The following is a 21614-nucleotide window of genomic DNA, read 5'->3' on the forward strand; positions in this document are numbered from 1 at the left end:
ATTAACTCCATTCAATCTTTCTTAAATAATCTAATACTTTCATTTGATTTTCCTCTACATCATCAATTAAAATTTCTCCATTACTTTCTCTAAATAGATCATTTGGACGGTATAAAGTATTATTTTTTGTTCTTTTATAACCTACTTCTTCCACTTCCGCCATGAAAATATCGTAATCTAACTCTTTTGATAGTCGATTGAAAACCCACCAAGTATTAACGTAACCAAACTCATCTATTGTATCTTTATCATAAATACATAGTTCTTTTAAATCATCATAATATTTTTTTATCAATTCTGACAAAGATAAATTACCATCAAAATCTTCAGAGTATTCTATAAGAAAATCTTTTATTAAATTAGCTTCCTCACTTTGAGATAAATCTTTAATCGATGCTAAGTTTTTCTTTTGAGCTTTGCCATCATAGACCTTAATAATATTCAATATTCTTGTTCTTAATTTTGAATATTCCAAACTAATTCTGTCCCAAGTTTGATTCCATATTTTAAGTTCCTCAGAAACTTTTTTTTGTGCAAATAAAATACTAGTTTTTGTATTAGTATATGGTGCAAAGGTGGATTGTGGTAAAGAAACGATAGCGCGAATATTAAAATATTTAAATAAAAATAGCCTAATATATTTATTTTCTGTGGTATCAAAGATACTTTCAGGTAATACAATTGCCATTCGACCATTCTCTCTTAATAATTGATAATATCTTTCTATGAATAAATTTTCAGAGTTTTTCTTATCTCCAAATAGAAAAGACTTATTCAATGATTTTTTTGTATCATTATCTAAATCAACACTAAAAGGTGGATTTGTTAATATTACATCAAAACTCTCATTTACTCTTAAATCTTTATGCTCATGTTTGTAAATATCGCTTTTTAAGTTCGTCGTCATAACATTTGGTTCTTGTTCTTTAACATATTCCTTATAAGGTAACAAACCATCCTTAACAAATATATTCGTGGAACCATCTCCATGTAATATCATATTAACCTTAGTAGCAGTTCCTAAATTAAAGTTAATTTCTGATCCATATATATAATCTTTTGCCCATTTATTTTCTCTATAATCTGGGTAAAACCAATCACTTAATATTCTATCTTTTACAGCTCTGGATGTTCCTAAATCTTTATTGTATTTTCCATCTCCTGAATTCATATATTTCATAGTGTAAGTAATAAATTTCATATATTCTATTAGAAATGTGCCACTTCCCGCTGAGGGATCAATCATATATGGAATTACTTTATCCTCTTTAATTCTTTGGATTGCTAATTTATCTATTTGAGTACCCCAAAGCATAAATTTTACAATTTTTAATGGAGTAAAAAATTGTCCTTTTGTCTGTTTAAAGCCGTCTCTAATTATTCCTTCAAAGAAATCACCCAAAATATCTTTTCCATTTAAGCTATTCTTTCCATCAACAAAAGATAAATTTTCTAATTGTTGTACAGTAAATTTCAATTTTGATAATGAAAACTTTTTTGTATCAATAACGTATGATTTATTAATTTCGTTATCATCTGTAACATTTAATTTTTCTTTTAAAGCTGATCTATACAATTTATTTATTCTATTAAATAAATCTTCTGCTGACTCAAATTCTTCTTCAGATGAATTATTATAAACAAATGATTGAAAATCGTAACGTTCTCCATCATTTTTTTCATCTTCGTCCTGAATTTTTGCCAAAATTAAATTAACTAAGGATGAGAATATTTCATTATCATCAGTTCCACCACCACCCCACAAAACATTGTGTAAATCCTTTTGCAAGGCTGAGAGGTATTCCGGTGTAAAATTAGTTCTTAAATCATTCTTACTATTCTTAACAAAAGGTTGTTTTTGTGCCCTTCCGTATCTTGAAGGTAACTCATTTAGATACTGTCTATTTATTTCCCATTCATTAAAATTCTTTGTAATAGTTTTATCTATTAACATACATTCATCTTCTATTTCATTTTCAATTTCATCATTTAAGGTATATAATACTAGATATTTGACTCCTGACTTTTCGTTTTCTTGTGCTGATAAATTAAACAATTGATCTTCGATAACTTGCTCTTTTTCTTTAATATAATCTGACGGTGATTTAACTTCAATAAATAGAAATGCATTATCTTTTTTGTCTCTTACAATTATATCAATTCTAGATGTGATAGTATAAGGACGTCCCGCTTTATATTCCTTTTCTATTTCAATTTTATCTGGTTTATATCCTAAGTCATTTACCAATCTAGTTAGTAAAAAAGCTCGAACTAATTCTTCATCGCCACTTATTTTTGTGATTTCACGATGTTGCGTAATATGTTGATATTTTATATTATTCTTTTCTAAATCGATTTTTTCTACTACTTTTATTGGTTGGTCTTCAATATATTTTTTTATTACTTTTCTGTTTAACATTTTACAATCTCCTTGAACACAATACATTTATAAACTAAAATTGAATATTATTCATCCATTTCATTACGAATACGAATTAATGCTTCGAAATTTCTAGCTGAAATTTTAATTTCTGAGTTAATTTGATTAATAAGACTTTGGGCAACATTTGTGTATAAATCAGTTTCTCTCATATTAATTAAATTAAATTCTATCAATTTTTCGTTACTTACCACATAATCAAATATATTATCGAAAAATTGTTTAATATCATTTGTGTCAGAACTTGAAAGATTTACACTAAATAATAATTTTTCGTCAGATTTTAAAAAAACCTCTTCATTAATAGTTAATATTTCACAGTTAATTACATCATATTCCATATATATCAATCCTTGTCTCAAACATTTCTTTTTTTCCTTCTAAGTTTATTAGGGCAACATCTTCCCATTTAAGAATATCTTGATCGCTTGCTCTTAATTCATTTGAATACATATTTCCTTCATAATAATTATATTCTTTATTATCATCATTAGAATAATTACAAAAAATTGTTTGACTTGGTAATGTATTAATTGCCAAGTTAGCGTTATGAGTTGATAAAATTAATGTTTTTCCGGAATCTCTTAATGATTTTATTTTTGGTATTAAATACGTTGAAATATATTTATTGCCTAAACCTCGCTCAATCTCATCAAAAACAAAAATTTCATATTGTCCATTTTCAAGAATTCCACTAATTGATAATATAGCTTTTTCACCTTCACTAGGATTATAAGCTACTAATCTTTCTTTTTCATTCATAAGGACAATTTCAATATGTTTTTTAACAACTTCTTTCATGAAGTTTGAAGGCTCAATTTGTTTTTCTGTTGGCGAAAAATATGAATCTACTGAACTGAAATTCTCTAAATTAAATTCCTTTATTTTTCTTATTATTATTCTTCGACTTTCAATATCATTTTTTTTAAAAGGAAGATTTTGATTAAATTTAGTATTTTGATCCATTACCATTATAGAAGCCTTTATTTTTATATTACCTTTATTGGGTAAATTACCAAAATCAAATATTTGTTCATCATTAAATCTATTTTCTAAGTTTTCAAGCAATTTACTATTCCATTGAATTCTAGCTAATCTTTTAGCTATTAAATCCGAAAAACCTAAATTTATTGGTTTTGAAGCAATACCTGTTTGTTTCTGAATGCTACTATTCAATGTTTCCAAAAACAATTTTAATCCATTATGGTAAAAATTGTTTTTTATTAGATTAGATTGATTTGTATATATGTCTTGTTTTAATAAATTTAATTGTGTTTTCAAGTTTTGTTTGTCTCTTGAAAATTCATCTGTTTCATTATTTAATAATTCAACTTTTTTAACTAACTTTAAGTTGTCTTTTAATTCAATTAATAGTTCATCACTATTTTCTAAATATTCATTTGATAAATAAGAGGCTTCAGTTTTTATAATTTTTTTTGCTTTCCTATTTGTTTGTATATTTTCAAAATGATTTTTATATTTCTTAATGAAATCCTGTGGGGTTTCTTCACTATAATTAATAATATTTTTAAATAGGTTTAGAGAATCTTTAAAGAGATCTTTATCAATAATCACATTCTTTGTGATGTTTTTTATTAAATTTTCATAAATATTTTGATATTCTTTTGCTTCATAAAAATAATAATTCTTACCCTCACTTGAAATTTTCGGAATTATATAATCTTTAATCAAAACTGTTTTTCCAGAACCTTTTTCACCAAAAATGATATTGATATCATTATAAATTTTTATACTATTTTTTAAATCACTGTATTGAGATTCTGGTCCACTTTTATTTATTTCAAATAATGAAGCATCATTCAAAAATATCTTTACAAAATTAGTAGAATCACTAGCTAAAGTTATAAATTTTTCGAAACTATCAACATCAAACTTTATTTCAGGTAATTCTTTTTCTGGATAATTATTCCAGTTCTTAACATCACTGCCAAATAAGGATAAATCATTATGTGAATTAATAATCCCCATTGTTCTTAAATCTTTTGGTTCTAGGAAAATAATATATCCCATCAAATCCACTTTTAATTGTTTTATTTGATTTAAATCTAGACCTCTATCTTTTTCTTTATAAAAGGTATGAGGGATAATGATAATATTTTTACTATCAAATTTTTTTACTTTATCTAAAAACTCAGTATAACCAAGAGTATAGGTTTCATAGTTTCTTTTAGAATCATTAAAAACTGATGAAAACAAATCTTTTTTCTTTGGATTAGAAATTACAATAATATGTTTAACTACTCCATCAGAATATTTAATATCTAGTTCAATTCCTGGAAAGATTAATAAATCCTCATTTAGTGAATTTATTTCATTAAATTCATTTAGATCAAATTTATTATGATTAGTAATTGAGCAAATTTTAACATTGTTTTCCCTCATTTTTTCAACAAAATTCTTTGGTTTTATAACTCTTTTTGACCCATCTCCAGTTTTTAAACTTTGAGTATGTAAATGTAAATCAATTTTTTTCATTAAATCCCACCATATACAATAATTTTATCGGATAAAAATTGAAATATAAATTATTAATAATTTTCCAATACAATATCTGAGTTTAAGTATACCATTTATTTGTCCACAATGCATTCTAACTAATAATGAATTTCATTTACCTTTCCAACCTATTCCTTATACACTGGAATTAAAAACTAAATATTAAAAAGAAGATTTTAATATCGTTGAGACAGAATATTTCTTATTTTGATGACAAGTTATTTGGGTAATCTTATTGTAACTTTTATAACATTCAATGCACTAATCAAAAAGTTTAGAACAGTCTACCCTCTACTACTTTGTTTTTCATAAAATATTATCGACAAAACCAGAACAATCATGACTATAGATTGATAGAATATGTTTAAATTTGATATATCATTCCATCATTTCATCTTCCACTATTCGAAAGCAATATATTAACATTTAACTTCCCCTTCCATCACCATCCCTTTTTCATACTAAAAACAGCCCCAGTTCATTCTCTTTCGAGACCAACTGGTGGCTGTTATTTAGTATCTATTCAATTATTATGCAATCTCCACTACAAAAGCTTCCCATGGAGCTAAGGTTAAGTTTTCTAGACTTGTATATTCTTGATCCATATTTTGGATAATCACTTCTTTAATAGTATCATTCGTACTAAATGAGTTTTCTTCATTACTCATATTCGCCACGACTAACCATTTTTTGCCTTCATATTCTCGGTAATAACTGAAAACATCATTCGCTGTATCCAATAATTCAAAGTCGCCCCAAACCACAATTGGATTATCTTTACGTAATTGGATTAATTTTTGGTACGTATAGAAGATTGAATTTTTATCTTTTAAGGTATCTTCTACATTAATCTCAGTATAGTTAGGATTTAAAGCTAACCAAGGTGTGCCAGTTGTAAAGCCACCATTGTCTGCTGAAGTCCAAGCAACTGGACGGCGAGCATTGTCACGTCCTTTGGTATTAATCGACGTTAAAATGTCTTCCTTATCATAACCTGCTGCGAGACGCTCATGATATAAATTCACCGATTCAATATCATCGGCTTCACTAATATCGCTAATAGGCGTATTAATCATTCCAATTTCTTCACCTTGGTAAATATACGGTGTCCCTTTTAACATATGTAAGAGAATCGCAAATAATTTAGCGCTACGCTCACGGTATTCACTGTCATTTCCCCAACGTGAAATCACGCGCGGTAAGTCATGGTTTTCCCAGAATAATGAATTCCAACCTTCATCTTTTAATTCAACTTGCCATTTTTCAAAGACACGTTTTAAATCTTTAATTTGTAAGGGTGCTAAATCCCATTTCTCTTTACCCTCTTGTTGATCTAATAAAATATGTTCAAATTGAAAGACCATTGATAATTCATTACGGTCAGCACCTGAATATAATTTGGCAGTTTCAGGAGTCGCACTCCATGTCTCTCCTACCGTTAATAAATCATGTTTGCCAAACGTTGCTTGGTTCATTTCTTGTAAATATGGATGTAAGTTTGGTCCATCAACCGTTAAGCCTTCCATTGGTAACTTCCCGATTAAATCAATCACGTCCATACGGAAACCACCGATTCCTTTATCAATCCAGAAATTCATCATGTCATAAACTTCTTGACGCATTTTTTCATTTTCCCAGTTTAAATCTGGTTGTTTCTTACTGAATAAATGTAAGTAATATTGACCACTGGCCTCATCGAATTGCCAAGCAGAGCCAGAAAAGTTTGAACGTAAATCATTTGGTGCACTACCATCTTCATTTGGATCTGCCCAAACATAATAATCATGGTATGGATTGTCTTTGCCTTTTTTCGCTTCGATAAACCAGCGATGTTCATCTGAAGTATGGTTCACCACCAAGTCCATCACAATCTTAATATCACGTTGATTCGCATCTGCAATCAAACGGTCCATGTCTTCCATGGTACCGAATTCTTCCATAATCGCTTCATAATCTGAAATATCATAACCATTATCATCATTAGGAGACTGATAAACTGGTGATAACCAAATCGCACCAATCCCTAATTCTTTTAAATAATCTAATTTTTCAGTGATACCGTTAATATCACCAATGCCATCACCATCGGTATCATAAAAACTTCTTGGATAGACTTGATAAATGACAACCTCTTGCCACCATTTTTTAGTTTGTTCCATTTTATTCCTCCTTAGTAAACGCTTATTTCACAATTTCTATTGTAACAAATTTACTACTATTTTTCGCATGAAAACCCTTGTGCATTGTGGAGAAAAATAAGTAGCGAGTTGACGAGTGAGTGTTTCAAATACTAAAAATACCACACACCTTTCCCTCGGTGTGTGGCTCAAAACTCACTTATTTAACATCGTATTTTGCTTTGGTATATGCTAATGATTTTTCCAATAACTCTTCTAAGAAGCTCATATTAATGTCGGCTAATTTATTAACGTAGGCACAACCTTTAGCCTTTTTAATCTTACCTAGCTTATCCAATAATCCCTCACGTTCAGGAAAATCTTGGTCGAGATACAAACTGATTTTCGCTTTTCGCGGTGAGAAAGCCAACAAGGTGGCATCCCCTTCGTGACCTGTATCATACACATAATGGTATTGACCAAAACCAATAATATTAGGATACCAAACGACAGCATCTTCACCTGAAACACGCTCATATAATGCTAATAATTCATACGCATCAGCTTTTTTATTTTCAAAGGGTAAGCTTTCAATTACTTCTGCTACTGTCTGTCCAGTTGGGGCAAATTTTGCCATTTTAATGCCTACTTTCTACTTAAAGTTTCGGTTCTTTGATGAGTAATGATTAATCGTCAACACAGTCTAATTATTCTTTCGGCTCCTCAACAGGTGATTGTTCACCGTCTAATAAAATATTGTTGTTGCGGTCTACTTTAACGGATCCTTCTTTTGAATTAAAATCTTGATTGATACCCATTTTATGTTTTAATTTATGGAACATCTTATATTGATGTTTGCGGATTAATAGGTATGCCACTGAAGCGACAAATATAAAGGGTGTCACTGACAAAGCAGCTACTAAACCAATCACTAATCCCCATGCTAAGATAAAGAAGAAGTTTTTAAAGACTCTCGCAAATGGTAACCAGAAAGGTAAACCTTCAGAAGTAAAGTAATCTACTTCACGTAAGGATAAAGTAAGCGTACTGAAATCTACTGATTCAGTTTGTTGAGTTTGTTGTTCTTCTAAAGCACGGATTTCATCTTCTAAAACAATTTTATCGGCTTCTAACTCTTCACGTTCGCTAAAGCGTAAATTATCGTCCTCTAATTTCTTATTAATCTCATCTAAACGAGCTTTTTTCACTTCAAGGGTTTCGCCAGTATTTTCAATATCATCCGTCACATCGCGACTTGAAATATTAAAGGATTGAACATGATAATTCTCTTTCAAAGCTTGCACAACTGTTTCAAAATTATCTTTTGGAATCTCTGCCACCACAGATAACTCCGTCCCTACAAAGTCGGTATAATAGTTAGTCGCATGGTTTGAATCTTGTGATTGAATAATACCGCCATTATCGGTAATTAATTTCATCGCACTTTCAGCATCTTTGTCATAGTTTTTGGTTTCTAAGGTTCCATAAGCATCATAACTCACTTGTTGACTCTCAGAATAATAATCACTTGATGATTCTGAATATTGCTTGGCTGTATTATTATAAGAAGTATTAGTAGAAGTATAAGGTAAGGTCCCATCACATCCTGCTAACACAACCATTAAGGCGGCTAATCCAAATAATCTTTTCTTTTTCATTGGCTTGTACTTATCCTAGCTATCTAGGATAATGCTCCTTTCTTGTCTTGATTGTTCTAACAATTTCCTTCAATATAACTATATTATATTTTAAGTGTAACAAAACTCAATTAGAAAAGCCTTTACAACGCTTTGATAAGGAGCGCTTTAATAAAATTTTAAAAATCTAAATAAGAGAGTGTACCTGGTGATGTGCTTGATGATTCTTACCCGTTGCAAAGTATCTTTTGATGGTTTTTGGACATCATCTTAATCAATGCGACCTGGTTTATGCAAAATTTCTTGTAGTTTGTGGATTTAACTTAGAACTAAACGAGAGCTTTCACCTACACAGGCTGGCTTTTACCGAAGTGACCGCCTTTCCCTACATAAATGAGCTCCAATCTTAGCTACAACATTTCCCCTAAATAGACTGACTTCTGCTGAAACGTCAGCATTTCCCTACATAAGATTGCTTTTGCTGAAACGTCAGCATTTCCCTATATAAACGGACTCCAATCTTAACGATAACATTATTCCACACAAATTAGCTTCAAACTAAGCGACTCCGTTATCCCACACAAGCAATTTTTAACCTCGTGATAAAATCCCACAAACAACCAGTCTCTAATCTTAACGCCCATGCTCCTGACTAACTTTACTCCACTTCCAGCCATTGCCATTGAAAATCAATGGTGACTTGATGAGACATTGTAAAAGCAAGATAGAGTTGTTGAGCTTCTTCAAGTGGCACACCTTCTCTTACATAAGCATAGCCCTTTTGCCCATTTTTAGGACGGTACTCAATATGATAAGTCGTGCCAAAGCCGACACCATATAAATAAGTCTTCTGCTTGGCATCATCAATCCATTCTAATAACACATATTCATCATAAGCATTCACTGCCATAGTTAAGGCCGATTGAATGTCTTCTATCGATGGATCGGTAGTCGTTGTTTTATGCGTTGATAAATGTAACCCAGGCGTCACGATTTTGTGGACTGGATTAACATCTGGTGTATGAGTACTTAATGACTCCTCAGCTGATTTTTCGCTACATGTTTTCTTCTTAAACCAATCAAATAATCCCATACTGATTCCCCTTTCATACTGACTCTATTTTAACAATTTTTTAAAGAAAATAAAATCGTTAACCGATAGAGAATGAATATAGCGTGAGGATCAACTAACATTTTGATTGACAAACAATCGATTTAATAAAAAAAGATAGCTTAACTAACCTTCGATAAAGATTAGCTACACTATCCCATTAATATTGTGATGGTAATTCCATTTGATTCAAAGTTTTTGGCGATGAGGCTTAGGAGTATTGTATAAACCTTAAAAATTCTGTTGTGTTCTAATAGTATATTTTATCGCGTAGTGGTTAATTGGTTTCAACTTTGCACAAATTAGACAAACAAAGTGAGATTCATTTAATTTTCTACTTCTGGCCAAATGCTAACGGTGCAGATTTAGACAGACAAAGCAAAAACAAACATTTTTCTACTTCTGCTCATACCCCAAAATTATGGTATCAACAATTACCTATTCTTCACTGGTTACTTGTGAAGTCTCTGTGTCGTCTGCTACATGAGTATCTGCTGTCGATGCGGCTTCAACTTCTTCCACATAGGTAAAGGTATGGCCGTCTTTATCAGTTAAATCGCCATTCTCTTCAATAGTGAATTCCCATTCAAATTGAGTATTATTGCCCACTCGAATTCTTAAAATATTTTCGTCATTATAAAGTGAGGGTTGGTGAATGACGATAGCTAATTTAGGAAACGGTACTACTTGGTCATAGGTGATTAATTCAATCAATGGCAAATTATCTCGTTGCTCTTCTGATGGTTTCATATTGGGATTAATTAAACCAGTTAAACCATTATTGACAGCATCGCCCCATTTTAATAATAAAGAAATCAATGGATCTTCTTCGACTTGGGTAGCCGTGTCATATATTAACATGACTTGATTATCGCTAATAGAAATGCCTTCCACCATCGATTCACCGGTATATTGATAATAGCCTTCTGGAATGGTCAACTCAGCAGCATTCACTGAATTAGTCAAAAACAAGGAAACAAGCAACATAAAAACAACTGACAATGAACATTTTCTCATCATTCCCCCTACTTTCTCTTTAGATTCTAATCTAATTATATCATTTTTCGGGGGGTATCAAGAACTTTCTTGCGATGTTTTCTAATGGGTGAAAATCGGTAAAACGTGTGGTTTAGACCGTAAAAGGGAGTGGACATAAACTTTTTAAATTCTGTGTAAATGTCAACCGAAAAATGGTCCATGATAATATTTGAAAAATGGTCCAATATTTATTCTTAATAATAGTATTGTTGTTAATTAATTCATTCTCCCCCTAGGGGGAGAAAATTTTTTTCTTGTTTTTTCAGCTATTTAATTTTGACCATTCAATTGTATCTTCCATCCTGTAGCTTATTTCTCGTGACATATCCATGATATGTGCTCTATGCGCTAATCTATCGATTATCGCACCTGTAAGCATCGGATCCTTAAATACTTCCTCCCATCTATCAAATGTTAAATTTGTTGTTAATATTATTGAACCTTTGTCGTTTCTTGAAGAAAGTAAATTAAAGAGTATTTCACATCCTGCCTTATCAAATGAGATGTATCCAAGTTCATCCAAGATTACTAAATCATACTTTTCAAAGTTTCTCTTGTAATTTGTTAGTTGGTTTTTACTCATTGACTCTTGTAGTTCAATTATTAAATTTGGAACGGTTGTAAACAATACGTTTTTTCCTTCAATACACGCTTTAATTCCTAACGCTGTTGCATAGTGTGTTTTTCCACATCCTGGTGTTCCTATCAATAGTACATTTTCTTTGTTTTCTATGAACTTTAGTTTTTCTAGATATTCAAATTTTTTATTTAATTCTAAAGAGTATTTGTTTTTGTCAAAATCTTCTAAAAACTTTTTGTTTACAAATTTAGCACGGCTTATTCTTCTGGTGATACCATTGTTTTTTCTTCTTTCAAGTTCTCTTTCTAAGTAAAGAAGTAAAAACTCCTCATTTGATAACCCTAGATTTGATGCTTCTTCTAGAAGTATTCCATGACATTCTCTTAGATATGAAAGTTTTAATTCGTTTGCAATTTCTTTAATACTCATTTGTTACCTCCAACTAAAAGATTATCGTAGGATGATATTATCATTCTGGTCTTTAATTCTATGCTATTAACTTGCTTTATCACATCTTTTGGAACTCCATTTTCGCCATATTTAATGTATTCATTAAATACATCTACTAACTCATCAGTACTTTTTTCCTTATTATCTTTAATTATCTCTACAAATTTTCTTGGTTCTTTGATAAAATATTTATCAAAGATGGTTTTAAGGTATGGAGTACTTTTCAATGCAAGCGAATTTCTAATTGCTCCTGGTTTTCTATCTAGTGTATTTAAGTAATGTTTAATGTCGATAGAATATTCCAAAGAACCATCTTTCTTTTTATGTGTGCAAACAAGATTGTCATTTACATAAATTTTAATTTCTCTTGCATAACTTCTAACCACTACTGTTTCACCTACTAGATAGTCTGGTACAGAATATTTGTTGTTATTGACTGTAACAAATGAGTAAGCATCAACTTTTTGTTCAGTTATTTTAGCTAAATCATATTTTGGTCTTAATCTTAAAAGTTTTTTCTTTTCATCTTCTATTAACGAAGTTTTATTCATTATAAAAAGTTCCTTTTCTAAATGTTCACAAGCTTGTTCAAAGCTATCAAATTCATATTTAATTGCAAAAGCATTCTTTCTTACTATCCTAACGCTTCCTTCTACATGACCTTTTTCATTACCCTTGAAGCAGTTTGTTACATTGATATTAAATCCATAGTAATTAGCGAAAGCTAAAAGATTTTTGTTTAGCTTCTTTTCATTTCTACCAATAAATCTTGTAACAACATTTTTCATATTGTCATAAACTACTTCTTTGTACATACCACCAATCATTTCAAAAAATCTAACTTGGGAATCGAAAAACACTTCAGCCTGTTGATTTGTGTAAAGATATGCCCATCTAAAGTTTGAAGCAGGTGATGATAGAACTGCTAGACTTAAGGTTTTTAATTTTCCTGCTATGTAAAGTTTTACCTCTCCAAAGTCATATTCTAACCTGTCACCAAAGTCGTACTGTTGTCTCACAGCAGTTTCTTTAATTTTCTTTCTCTTTTCTCTTACATACGAAACTATTGATGGATAACTTATCTCAAATCCTTTATCAAGTATTAGTTTATGAATTTGAACGACACTTAAAGATTGCTTATGATTTTTTAATTTTAAGTCTTTTTCTTTTTCGCCTTCTAAGATTTTATCTAAATATTCATCCAATTCTTTAGTGTATTTTACTTTTTTTCTATTTGAACTATCATATTTAGGTTCTTGTGCTATTTTTTCTTGTACGATGCGAGCATCTACTTTTCCTTCATCAAGATTTTTTTGTAGTTTTTTGTAATCATTCCAATATTTTGCTACAGTTTTACGGTTAATTCCAAGCTTCTGAGCTACTTTTCTATTTGAATCGCCTTCAAGTTTGAGTCTTATGATTGTATGCTTATCCATTAAATTTATCACTCCCATCACCTCCATATGAGAATTATCACATATGGGGATTTAAATTAAAACAAGTGGACCGTTTTTCGATTATTATTAATCGATTATTGGACCACTTTTAGATTAGCATTTACATTCTGTTCAGTCCTACCTATTTAATGAACTGCGCAGTGGCTGAGTGGTCTCAACCTGCGTCTTAATGAGTTAGGCATAAATTTGATTCATTCAATCAAGTCATTGCTCGATGTTTAAAAGCGCAGGGGTTGAGTGGTCTCAATCTGCGTCTTAAAGACTTGTCTGAGACCTACTCAACTGTGCGGGGGTGAACAGACGAAGCGAAAATCATTTGATTTTCTACTTCTGGTTCACTCCCAACTGTGCGGGGGTAGACAGACGAAGCGAAAATCATTTGATTTTCTACTTCTTGCCCACTCCCAAAATTTTCCAAAATCATTACTATTAACACAAAGCAAAATAATTAACCCACATCATTTGACAAAGAGTTATGATAGTTTAATTTATTTTTCAAAAAACCATTTCTTAGGAATGAAACCTTTACCTGCATTTTTCACGGCACTACCGACGGATTTCACCACAACTTTACTATTATTGGATAAGATTTCTCCCATATAGCTAATTGAATTCACGGAGGCACTACGGCGAATTTTATTTTTCTCTTCATTGCGATCCATTCCTAGATACGTTTGGGCAATTAGACCAACTCTCAGCGTTAAGAAGGCATTAATCGAGCCTTCCATTAAACTGGAGACAACTAAATTGGTAATAGGAACCATTCCTGGAATAGCTGAAGCGATACTTTCGCCAATCACTGAGGTAATTAAAGGTTCCATTTGTCCTTCAATTAAGTCAGCATCTTCAATCGTGCGAGCCATTAAAACGACCGATGCCACTTGAACATACAGCTTAGCCATGCCTTTTAACGTAGGTCTTGTTTGATAAAAATTACTTAATTGCCATACCATTCGTAACAACGAAAATAACACGACCAAACTATCTAAAGCACCATTTTGTGAAATTGCGGTTGAAAGAAAGATCGCATTCGCATTTTCCTTGATTAATGGTAAAGAGCGCTCGTGTAATTGGATAAAGGCTTTATCAATCACACTGGATAATGGCATCTCTGTTTGATCAAAATCAAAATCCGCTAAATTAGGATTGTCCTGTAAAATTTCTTTAACCTTCAGCAAATAAATATGAAATTCCGCTTCACTAGCATCATCTGCTAATTCAACAATTTCGGGCTGTTGTCCCCAAGTTTTGTAAATTTTAAAGCCCAGATAAACAAGGCCGATTAATAACAGTCCCGCTACAATCATCCCCATGATAGGATGTAATAATTGGCTAAAGAACTGATAAGTCAACATCAATTGGTTGACAATAAAAAGGGTAAAGATGGCCACTAAGAAATACAAGAGCCATTTTAATAAGCGACTTAAATCTTGCCACCATTTATTCATATTATCATTCCTTTACTGATTCTTTCACACTCTTATTAGATCTTAAAAAGCTGACCGAATGTGAAGGGAAGCGTCTTTTATCGTTCTCAAAGCATACAACTTTGATTCTGAAAACATACATAAAGCTAAGTCTATCTTACCGAACAATACCAATAAAAAAATCGGCCTCACGACCGATATTAATAGCCTATTATGCTGTCAATTGTGCTAAAAACTCTTGTTTCCAACCGATGTGCTCATCTAAACATAAGGCAAATTCAAAGTCTTTCACATTAACTTGTACGATAAACTGATTGTGTGCATAGCGCACCATCAAGATTAAATCATCAAGCGTACGTCCAAAATACCAAAAATGCTGGTTATCCTCACTATCCGCTTCAATATCCTTTTTAATCGTTTCAACTAAAGCCGGAATAGTATCTGTATCTATATTGAAGATTAAGCCATATTCATGTTCGGTCATAAGGTCTGCTTCGTACCAATAGTGAATGGTATGGTCATATTGTTGTTTTTCTAGTTGTTTCATAATTACACCTAATTTCCTCTTTTATTTGGATATGATTAGCTAGAATCTGTAATTCGTTATAATCTTATTTTATCATATATTAGGATAATAGTTCATCCAATAATTGATGCATATTCTTATAAGACGTTACTTCTGAATCATCTATATCCAATGTAAGCCAGTCATTAATAAAATAAGTTTTTAATCCGGCTGATCGAGCGGCTGTAACACCGGTTGGAGAGTCTTCAATTGCAATTACTCCATCTGGTGTTGATCCGGTTTCTTCTAACACTCTGAGATAAATTTCAGGATTAGGTTTTTGATGAGTTATCATATCGCCATAGACTTTAGTTGAAAAATAATTCTGAATATCTAGCTGTCCCGTAATTTTCTCAGCTCTTTCAGTGTAGGAAGTCGTCGCAATAGCTATTGGAATATTGTGTTCTTTTAATGTTTCCAAAATTTCTTTAACTCCTGGCATTAATTGAACTTGATTAGTCGCAATCATTTCCAAAATATAAGCTTCACGATATTCTCGCATTTTTTGAGTTAAAGTCGGATCACCAGTACGTTCCGTAATCACTCGATTATTATCTACAATACTTTTACCACGCATGCTATTAACGAAATCGAGTCCAAAGTCATATCCATAATGTTTAAAGGCATCATCCCATCCTTTAGCATGAATATCTTCTGTATTACATAAGGTACCATCCATATCAAAAATTGCTAATTTTATTTGATCGATTTTCAAACTGTATCCTCCTTCGAATCCATCTTCATATTTTGTTTTTCTAACCTTTCACGTAAACTATCTTCAAATTTAATTTCTTCTTGAAAAATGAACCATTCTAACACTAATCCAGTAATTAAACAACCTAACAAACAATAGATAAGAATATTCCCGATTTGCTCAAGCTCTATTACTGATAATTGTACTGCATTTAAAAGAAATTGTAAGGAATAATACCATATTATAAATATAACGAACATCGCGCCAAACTTGAAAAATTGAGGTCTTTGGTCAAGTTGTAATTTACGAAAAACAGGAATCAAGACCATCACTAATAATAACGAGACTGATGCTATTGCTAAAAAAATGAAGGATGCTTTTATACCAACCGTGACCATCGAAATTATAAAAGTTATGATAATTCCTATTATAATCAGTAACTTTTGCCACAAACGATATTTACTAACGATTTTATCGTGTTGCTGTTCCATTTTAGATTTTATTTTTACTCGAACATCCGAAATTTTCGCAGTTCTCTTTTGATTTAATTGTACTAATTCAGCATCATATTGCTGTCTTGATAGCTCATCTTTAAAAACCTCTTGAGCTTGACGTAATTGGGTAATGGTTTCAATATAAATAATGTCACTGATTTCTTCTAAAGCTTGTTGTTGATTGACCGTTTGAAGCTTCTGTATTATCAATGTTTGAATTTCTTTAGTCGATAATTCAGGATTAATCGATAACCATTGATAGTAGTTTTTCATCAAGTATCACCCTTCAAAAAAAAGAGTAAACCATCTTTCAACATTAAACTGTTAGTCTGGTTTACTCCTTATATTTTTATTCTGCCAATTGTTTCTTACACATTTCATATAAGCCTTGCATATAGCCAATACCGATGGCACGATCATATAAACCATAACCTGGTCGACATACTTCACCCCAGATTGCTCGGCCATGGTCTGGGCGAATAATCCCATCATATCCTACTTCAACCAAAGCTTTCATTATTTCAGCCATATCTAAATCACCTTCAGGCGAATAATGAGCAACTTCCGCAAAATGTTTTTCACCTAAATAGCGAACGTTTCTAAAATGAACGAAATTAATTCGATCGCCCATTTCACGAATGATAGCTGGAATATCATTATTCGGGTCTGCACCTAAAGAACCGGTACAAATCGTTAAGCCATGATGTTTTGAATCAGTGATCGATAAGATGCGACGTAAGTCTTCCGCATTTTTAGTAATTCTTGGCCAACCAAAAATTTCCCAAGGTGGATCGTCTTGATGAACCGCTAAATAGACATCCGCTTCTTCACAAGCGTCTATAATCGACTCTATAAAATACTTATAATTTTCAAAGAGTTGTTCTTCTGTAATGCCTTCATACATTTTTGTTAAACGTTCGAATTTATCTAAGCGTTCTTTTTCCCAACCAGATAGTTTAAATCCTCCGGTTTGTTTTTGGACGTGATTAAAGACTTCCGTAGGTTCCATACCATCAATGACACTTTGATCGAAGACTAATCCATATGAACCGTCTTCAAACTGATAATTTAAATCTGTTTTTAGCCAACCGAATACCGGTTTAAAACTATAACAAATAACTTTAACACCACATTGACCTAAATTACGGATTGTTTGAATATAATTTTCAATATACTTATCACGTTCAGCTGTCCCTGCTTTTATCGCATCATGGACCGATACAGATTCAATTCCATGTAATTCTAGTCCTGCTTCATTGACTTGTTTTTTTAACGCTTCAATTTCTTCAATTTCCCAAACGTCGCCTGGTAATTTATTTAACAATGTCCCGACTACTCCATGCATTTGTGGAATCTGACGGATATGCTCAATCGGAATATTGTCATCTTTACCGTACCATCTAAAAGACCATTTCATGAAATTTCTCCTTTCTTAAAAGTCATCATCGAAGCCATCTTCATCAAAGGTTGTTTCTTCAGCTAATTGACTAATATGCCAATGACTGATACCTGATGTTGCTTGTGTTTGAATTGACTCAATTGCTTCTTCAATCGAAGTGCCAATTAATCGTTGATTAACAGCTTCAATTAACATCGGTAAATTAACTCCTGATAACACATGGCATTTACTTTTCAATGAATCTTCTAATCCATTTATGGTCATTAATGACTGATTATATGGACTCGCAGATAATAGATCTGTTAATATTAGGACACCGTCTCCTTGATTAACGGTTTGTATTGCCTTCGCAATATCGTCACCTAATTCCTCGATTGCTTGCCCTTTTTTTAAAACACAAGCTGCTAGTCCTTCTGTGTTACCAAAGATAACATCGACTGAGTCGATTAAACCTTGTGATAATGTTCCGTGAGAAGCTATTACGATGCCAAACATTTAATTTCCTCCTTTAAAATAAGCAATAATCGTATTAATATTCTTCCAATTGACCTCAGTTGAATTTAAATCACCACGATCTAAATAATAACTTTCCGCTGATTTTTGCGAACTGATTATATAATGATAATGACTTGTGCCAGCTTGTGGCATTATACAAAATTGCTGACATTTATCTTGTTCTTTTTTAGACTGGGTAAAACAATATAACGCGTTATCACTACCAATAGAGTCTAAATAATAGAGTTCGCCTCTCTTCACAAATAATTGCTTTACTAACTCTATTTGTTCAAAACCATAAGTGCCATTTGGAATTAAAATATAAGCAATTCCTGGATCTCTTCGTTGATACATTAACTCCAATATCGCAAGAATGGAAGATGTGTTCCGAACCACATTTTTACGACGACTGACGCCACGAGATACTTTACTCGCTATCAAGAAAAAAGCCATTACAGTGATACTGACTATCCAAGTTTTATAGTCTCTAAAATCGATGGCAAATTGACTAAGTTTTAAATACATAAAAAGTGCCAATAATCCACCTAAAAATAATAATCCAGCCGACATCATGATATATTGAAAGGTTTTTTTCTCTTGTTCTTTCACATCAAAAAAATCATATGAACCAAAGTGTTATTTCGGTGTATCATAATAGGTTGCCACTACTTGTCGTGCTTTTTTTGGATTTCCTACAATGATAATTTTGCCGAAATCTTGTTTATTATTCGTTAACTCTTTCACTTCGATATCTTCACGAAATTGATAGACATCTTTAACAAATGAATGAATAAAACGATTGATTTGAACGGTTGATTGTCGCTTATTAAAGACAGTACGATAGCGAAATAACCAGTCTTTTAATCGCTCTTCACTTTGATTCATAATATCCCGACTTTCTATAATGTGATGTTAAATTTCCCTAAAACTTCTTTTAAGCTATGTTTTTCAGCAGATGGTGTTTGTTGGAAATAAATATTTTCAACACCATATTGTTGATGCATTTCTTTTAGCATTTCTGCATCTTCTTGATTTATGTATACAGATTTAGTTACACGAATATCTTTAGAAGAATCTTTCTCAGCGACACCACCGATATTCAATTCTTTGATTTCTACTCCGTCTTTTACTAATTCGTACATTGATTTAACTGATTTTGTTAATAAAATACAGTTGTAATCTTTTAAATTATAATCGTGCCAGTAAGATTTCATGCGATCCATAGTCGTTACGATTGTCTTTTGACCCGTACGACTTCCTGCTGACATGTAAATTTCACGCATAAACTTATCCATTGCTACCACATCATCCACCACAAAAATTGAGTTAACTCCATTTCGTTGAGATAAGGTAATCATTACTTGTCCGTGAATTAATCTTTCATCCACGCGAGCTAAATTAATTCGTCCCATAATATACTACTCCTTTTATTGTTATAGAATACCAATTGCTGCTAATACGACTAGAATAGCCGTTAGGATTAATAGAATATTGGTCACTTTTAATCCTTTCTTTTGATAGTAGAAATACACAAACATTACTGTCGCTAACGGTAAGATACCAGGTAAAATTTTATCTAATAATTCTTGAATGACAAAATCGCGTCCAGAAATGTTAAAAGCAAGTGAAGAGGACACTTTAACATAGTTAGCTGCTAAAATTCCCATCATAAACATCCCTAAAATAGATAATACATCAATAATTTGTTGTAATCCTGAACTTTGTAAAATATCCCCTGCGTCACGACCTAATTTAAATGATGAACGAGCGAAGAATAAACCAATTAAATATTGATAAGTTGCAAACAATACAAACGGAATGATTGCTCCTAATCCAGATCCTGCTTGAGCCCATGGAACTGCAATGGCGATGAAGATATATTGAATAGTACCAGAGTCAATCGCATCACCAATTCCCGCTAAAGCTCCCATTAAACCGGCTTTTGTATTATAAAGTAAGTCATCCGAAACAGTTACTTCTTCACCATTGTATTCTTGTAACGCTCTTTGTTCTTCCATTGAAGCCATTAATCCAGTAATCACTCCACCACCCCATGTTAATTGAGTATTGAAGAATAATAACTGACGTTGATATGCCGCTCTTAGTTGATCTTCATCTTTATATAATTTTCGTAAAATAGGCATTAATGCATATAATAACGAAGCTGCAAGATAGCGGTCGAAAGAGTGGGGAATTTCATTGGCCCAATGCCATCTTAAATAAGCTTTTGTTACGTCTTTCGTTGTAATTTTCTCAGGAGCTAAATGTGAATTTTGAGTTGTTTGTTTCATTTCCTTATTAGTTAATTCCATTGTTTTTACCTCCTCTAATTAAAACCCATCGTCAAAACCATCGTCAAATCCATCATCAAAGGCGTCGCCACTTTCAGATGATCTTGCTGTTGATTTTGCTTCTTTTCCACCTGCTGAACGAGCAGTAACATAAATAATTGCTATCATAATACCAAAGATTGCGTATGTTACCATTGTGATACCTAATGAAGAAAGAGTGACTGAAATGAAATATGCTAAGAAGAAGAAGACTAATAAGTCTTTACGTCCAATAACATAAATCGTGGTCGCAATCCCAATCGCTGCTAACCCTCCACCTACTACGGTTAGAATATGAATAAAGACCGTTCCTTCTAACTTATTCATAAAGTCGGCGATAACAGGTGCACCCCAATAAAGTGAAATAAAGATTAGCGGAACGAATAATAAGAATGATGCAATCGTAGGATAAGCTATTACCGTTCTACTGATTTTCTTATCATTAATATTATTTTCTAAAACTGCTGTATCCGTCATTTTACCTATAAAGGTATTTAAAAAGAAACGGAATTGATATAAATATGATCCTAATAATCCAACTGGAACTGCTACCGCAATCGCTGACTCCACGTTCATTTTACTTAATAAAGCAACCGGTACGGCAATTGCAGCTGCAACAGCTGGTTCTTGTGGCATTGAACCACCTGGAGAGAATACCCCCATATAAATTAATTGTAGTCCTGCAGTAATAATCATTGCTTGTTTCACATCTCCCATGACTAACCCACAAATAAAACCAGTCATTAATGGGGAGAAACGAAGCGTTAAGGTCATCCCACCTAATCCACGAGACATAACAGCGGCAACCCAAATAGCAATGAGTAAACTTTGCATTGCTGATAATGTTTCCATAGTAAAACCTC

At 32.0% G+C, this 21614-nt stretch carries 21 protein-coding genes; all 21 read right to left on the reverse strand.

From position 1 onward, the window contains the following. Position 1: 1 nt before the first annotated feature. Positions 2–2419, reverse strand: coding sequence for a type I restriction-modification system subunit M (locus CYJ72_RS02940; protein ID WP_284630358.1), 2418 nt, complete (start codon positions 2417–2419; stop codon positions 2–4). Between the two features lie 47 nt (positions 2420–2466). Beyond that, positions 2467–2781, reverse strand: coding sequence for a hypothetical protein (locus CYJ72_RS02945; RefSeq protein ID WP_284630360.1), 315 nt, complete (start codon positions 2779–2781; stop codon positions 2467–2469). Beyond that, positions 2771–4936: a hypothetical protein gene (locus tag CYJ72_RS02950; RefSeq protein WP_284630362.1), complete on the reverse strand. Its 2166-nt coding sequence runs from the start codon at positions 4934–4936 to the stop codon at positions 2771–2773. The genes CYJ72_RS02945 and CYJ72_RS02950 overlap by 11 nt, the downstream gene beginning before the upstream one ends. Before the next feature lie 551 nt (positions 4937–5487). Then, a complete protein-coding gene (locus tag CYJ72_RS02955; RefSeq protein ID WP_284630363.1) occupies positions 5488–7116 on the reverse strand; it encodes a glycoside hydrolase family 13 protein in 1629 nt (542 codons plus the stop codon). Between the two features lie 178 nt (positions 7117–7294). After that, positions 7295–7711: a DUF1801 domain-containing protein gene (locus CYJ72_RS02960; RefSeq protein ID WP_284630365.1), complete on the reverse strand. Its 417-nt coding sequence runs from the start codon at positions 7709–7711 to the stop codon at positions 7295–7297. A 70-nt stretch (positions 7712–7781) separates the two neighbouring features. Continuing rightward, positions 7782–8732: a DUF4349 domain-containing protein gene (locus tag CYJ72_RS02965; RefSeq protein ID WP_284630366.1), complete on the reverse strand. Its 951-nt coding sequence runs from the start codon at positions 8730–8732 to the stop codon at positions 7782–7784. A 637-nt stretch (positions 8733–9369) separates the two neighbouring features. Further along, positions 9370–9804: a hypothetical protein gene (locus CYJ72_RS02970; protein ID WP_284630368.1), complete on the reverse strand. Its 435-nt coding sequence runs from the start codon at positions 9802–9804 to the stop codon at positions 9370–9372. Positions 9805–10260: 456 nt separating this feature from the next. After that, positions 10261–10842, reverse strand: a complete 582-nt coding sequence (locus CYJ72_RS02975; protein WP_284630370.1) for a hypothetical protein — start codon at positions 10840–10842, stop codon at positions 10261–10263. A gap of 280 nt (positions 10843–11122) precedes the next feature. Further along, positions 11123–11869, reverse strand: a complete 747-nt coding sequence (istB, locus tag CYJ72_RS02980) for an IS21-like element helper ATPase IstB (protein ID WP_071408141.1) — start codon at positions 11867–11869, stop codon at positions 11123–11125. Further along, positions 11866–13338, reverse strand: coding sequence for an IS21 family transposase (istA, locus tag CYJ72_RS02985; RefSeq protein WP_284629263.1), 1473 nt, complete (start codon positions 13336–13338; stop codon positions 11866–11868). The genes istB and istA overlap by 4 nt, the downstream gene beginning before the upstream one ends. 497 nt (positions 13339–13835) lie before the next feature. Further along, the gene (locus CYJ72_RS02990; RefSeq protein ID WP_066126132.1) at positions 13836–14795 is read right to left on the reverse strand and encodes a DUF697 domain-containing protein; all 960 of its coding nucleotides are present in this window, start codon (positions 14793–14795) and stop codon (positions 13836–13838) included. A 190-nt stretch (positions 14796–14985) separates the two neighbouring features. Beyond that, positions 14986–15321 carry a hypothetical protein gene (locus tag CYJ72_RS02995; RefSeq protein WP_284630372.1) on the reverse strand — a complete coding sequence of 112 codons (336 nt, stop codon included), beginning with the start codon at positions 15319–15321 and terminating at the stop codon, positions 14986–14988. 79 nt (positions 15322–15400) lie between these two features. After that, entirely contained in the window at positions 15401–16054 is a 654-nt protein-coding gene (locus tag CYJ72_RS03000; RefSeq protein ID WP_284630374.1) for an HAD family hydrolase, read from the reverse strand. Beyond that, on the reverse strand, positions 16051–16800 hold the full coding sequence (locus CYJ72_RS03005) for a hypothetical protein (RefSeq protein WP_284630376.1): 750 nt from the start codon (positions 16798–16800) through the stop codon (positions 16051–16053). The genes CYJ72_RS03000 and CYJ72_RS03005 overlap by 4 nt, the downstream gene beginning before the upstream one ends. Before the next feature lie 76 nt (positions 16801–16876). After that, the gene (locus CYJ72_RS03010) at positions 16877–17944 is read right to left on the reverse strand and encodes a mannonate dehydratase (RefSeq protein WP_284630378.1); all 1068 of its coding nucleotides are present in this window, start codon (positions 17942–17944) and stop codon (positions 16877–16879) included. A gap of 15 nt (positions 17945–17959) precedes the next feature. Beyond that, on the reverse strand, positions 17960–18421 hold the full coding sequence (locus CYJ72_RS03015; RefSeq protein WP_066126141.1) for a PTS sugar transporter subunit IIA: 462 nt from the start codon (positions 18419–18421) through the stop codon (positions 17960–17962). Then, positions 18422–19030: a hypothetical protein gene (locus tag CYJ72_RS03020; protein WP_284630379.1), complete on the reverse strand. Its 609-nt coding sequence runs from the start codon at positions 19028–19030 to the stop codon at positions 18422–18424. Positions 19031–19057: 27 nt separating this feature from the next. After that, entirely contained in the window at positions 19058–19306 is a 249-nt protein-coding gene (locus tag CYJ72_RS03025; protein WP_284630381.1) for a hypothetical protein, read from the reverse strand. A gap of 14 nt (positions 19307–19320) precedes the next feature. Then, positions 19321–19833: a PTS sugar transporter subunit IIB gene (locus CYJ72_RS03030; RefSeq protein WP_071409294.1), complete on the reverse strand. Its 513-nt coding sequence runs from the start codon at positions 19831–19833 to the stop codon at positions 19321–19323. A 21-nt stretch (positions 19834–19854) separates the two neighbouring features. Beyond that, positions 19855–20712: a PTS system mannose/fructose/sorbose family transporter subunit IID gene (locus CYJ72_RS03035; protein ID WP_066126152.1), complete on the reverse strand. Its 858-nt coding sequence runs from the start codon at positions 20710–20712 to the stop codon at positions 19855–19857. 39 nt (positions 20713–20751) lie between these two features. Continuing rightward, positions 20752–21603 carry a PTS mannose/fructose/sorbose/N-acetylgalactosamine transporter subunit IIC gene (locus CYJ72_RS03040; protein WP_284630383.1) on the reverse strand — a complete coding sequence of 284 codons (852 nt, stop codon included), beginning with the start codon at positions 21601–21603 and terminating at the stop codon, positions 20752–20754. Between the last annotated feature and the right edge of the window lie 11 nt (positions 21604–21614).

It is taken from the genome of Globicatella sanguinis (assembly GCF_002847845.2).
GTDB classification, from domain to species: Bacteria; Bacillota; Bacilli; order Lactobacillales; family Aerococcaceae; genus Globicatella; species Globicatella sanguinis.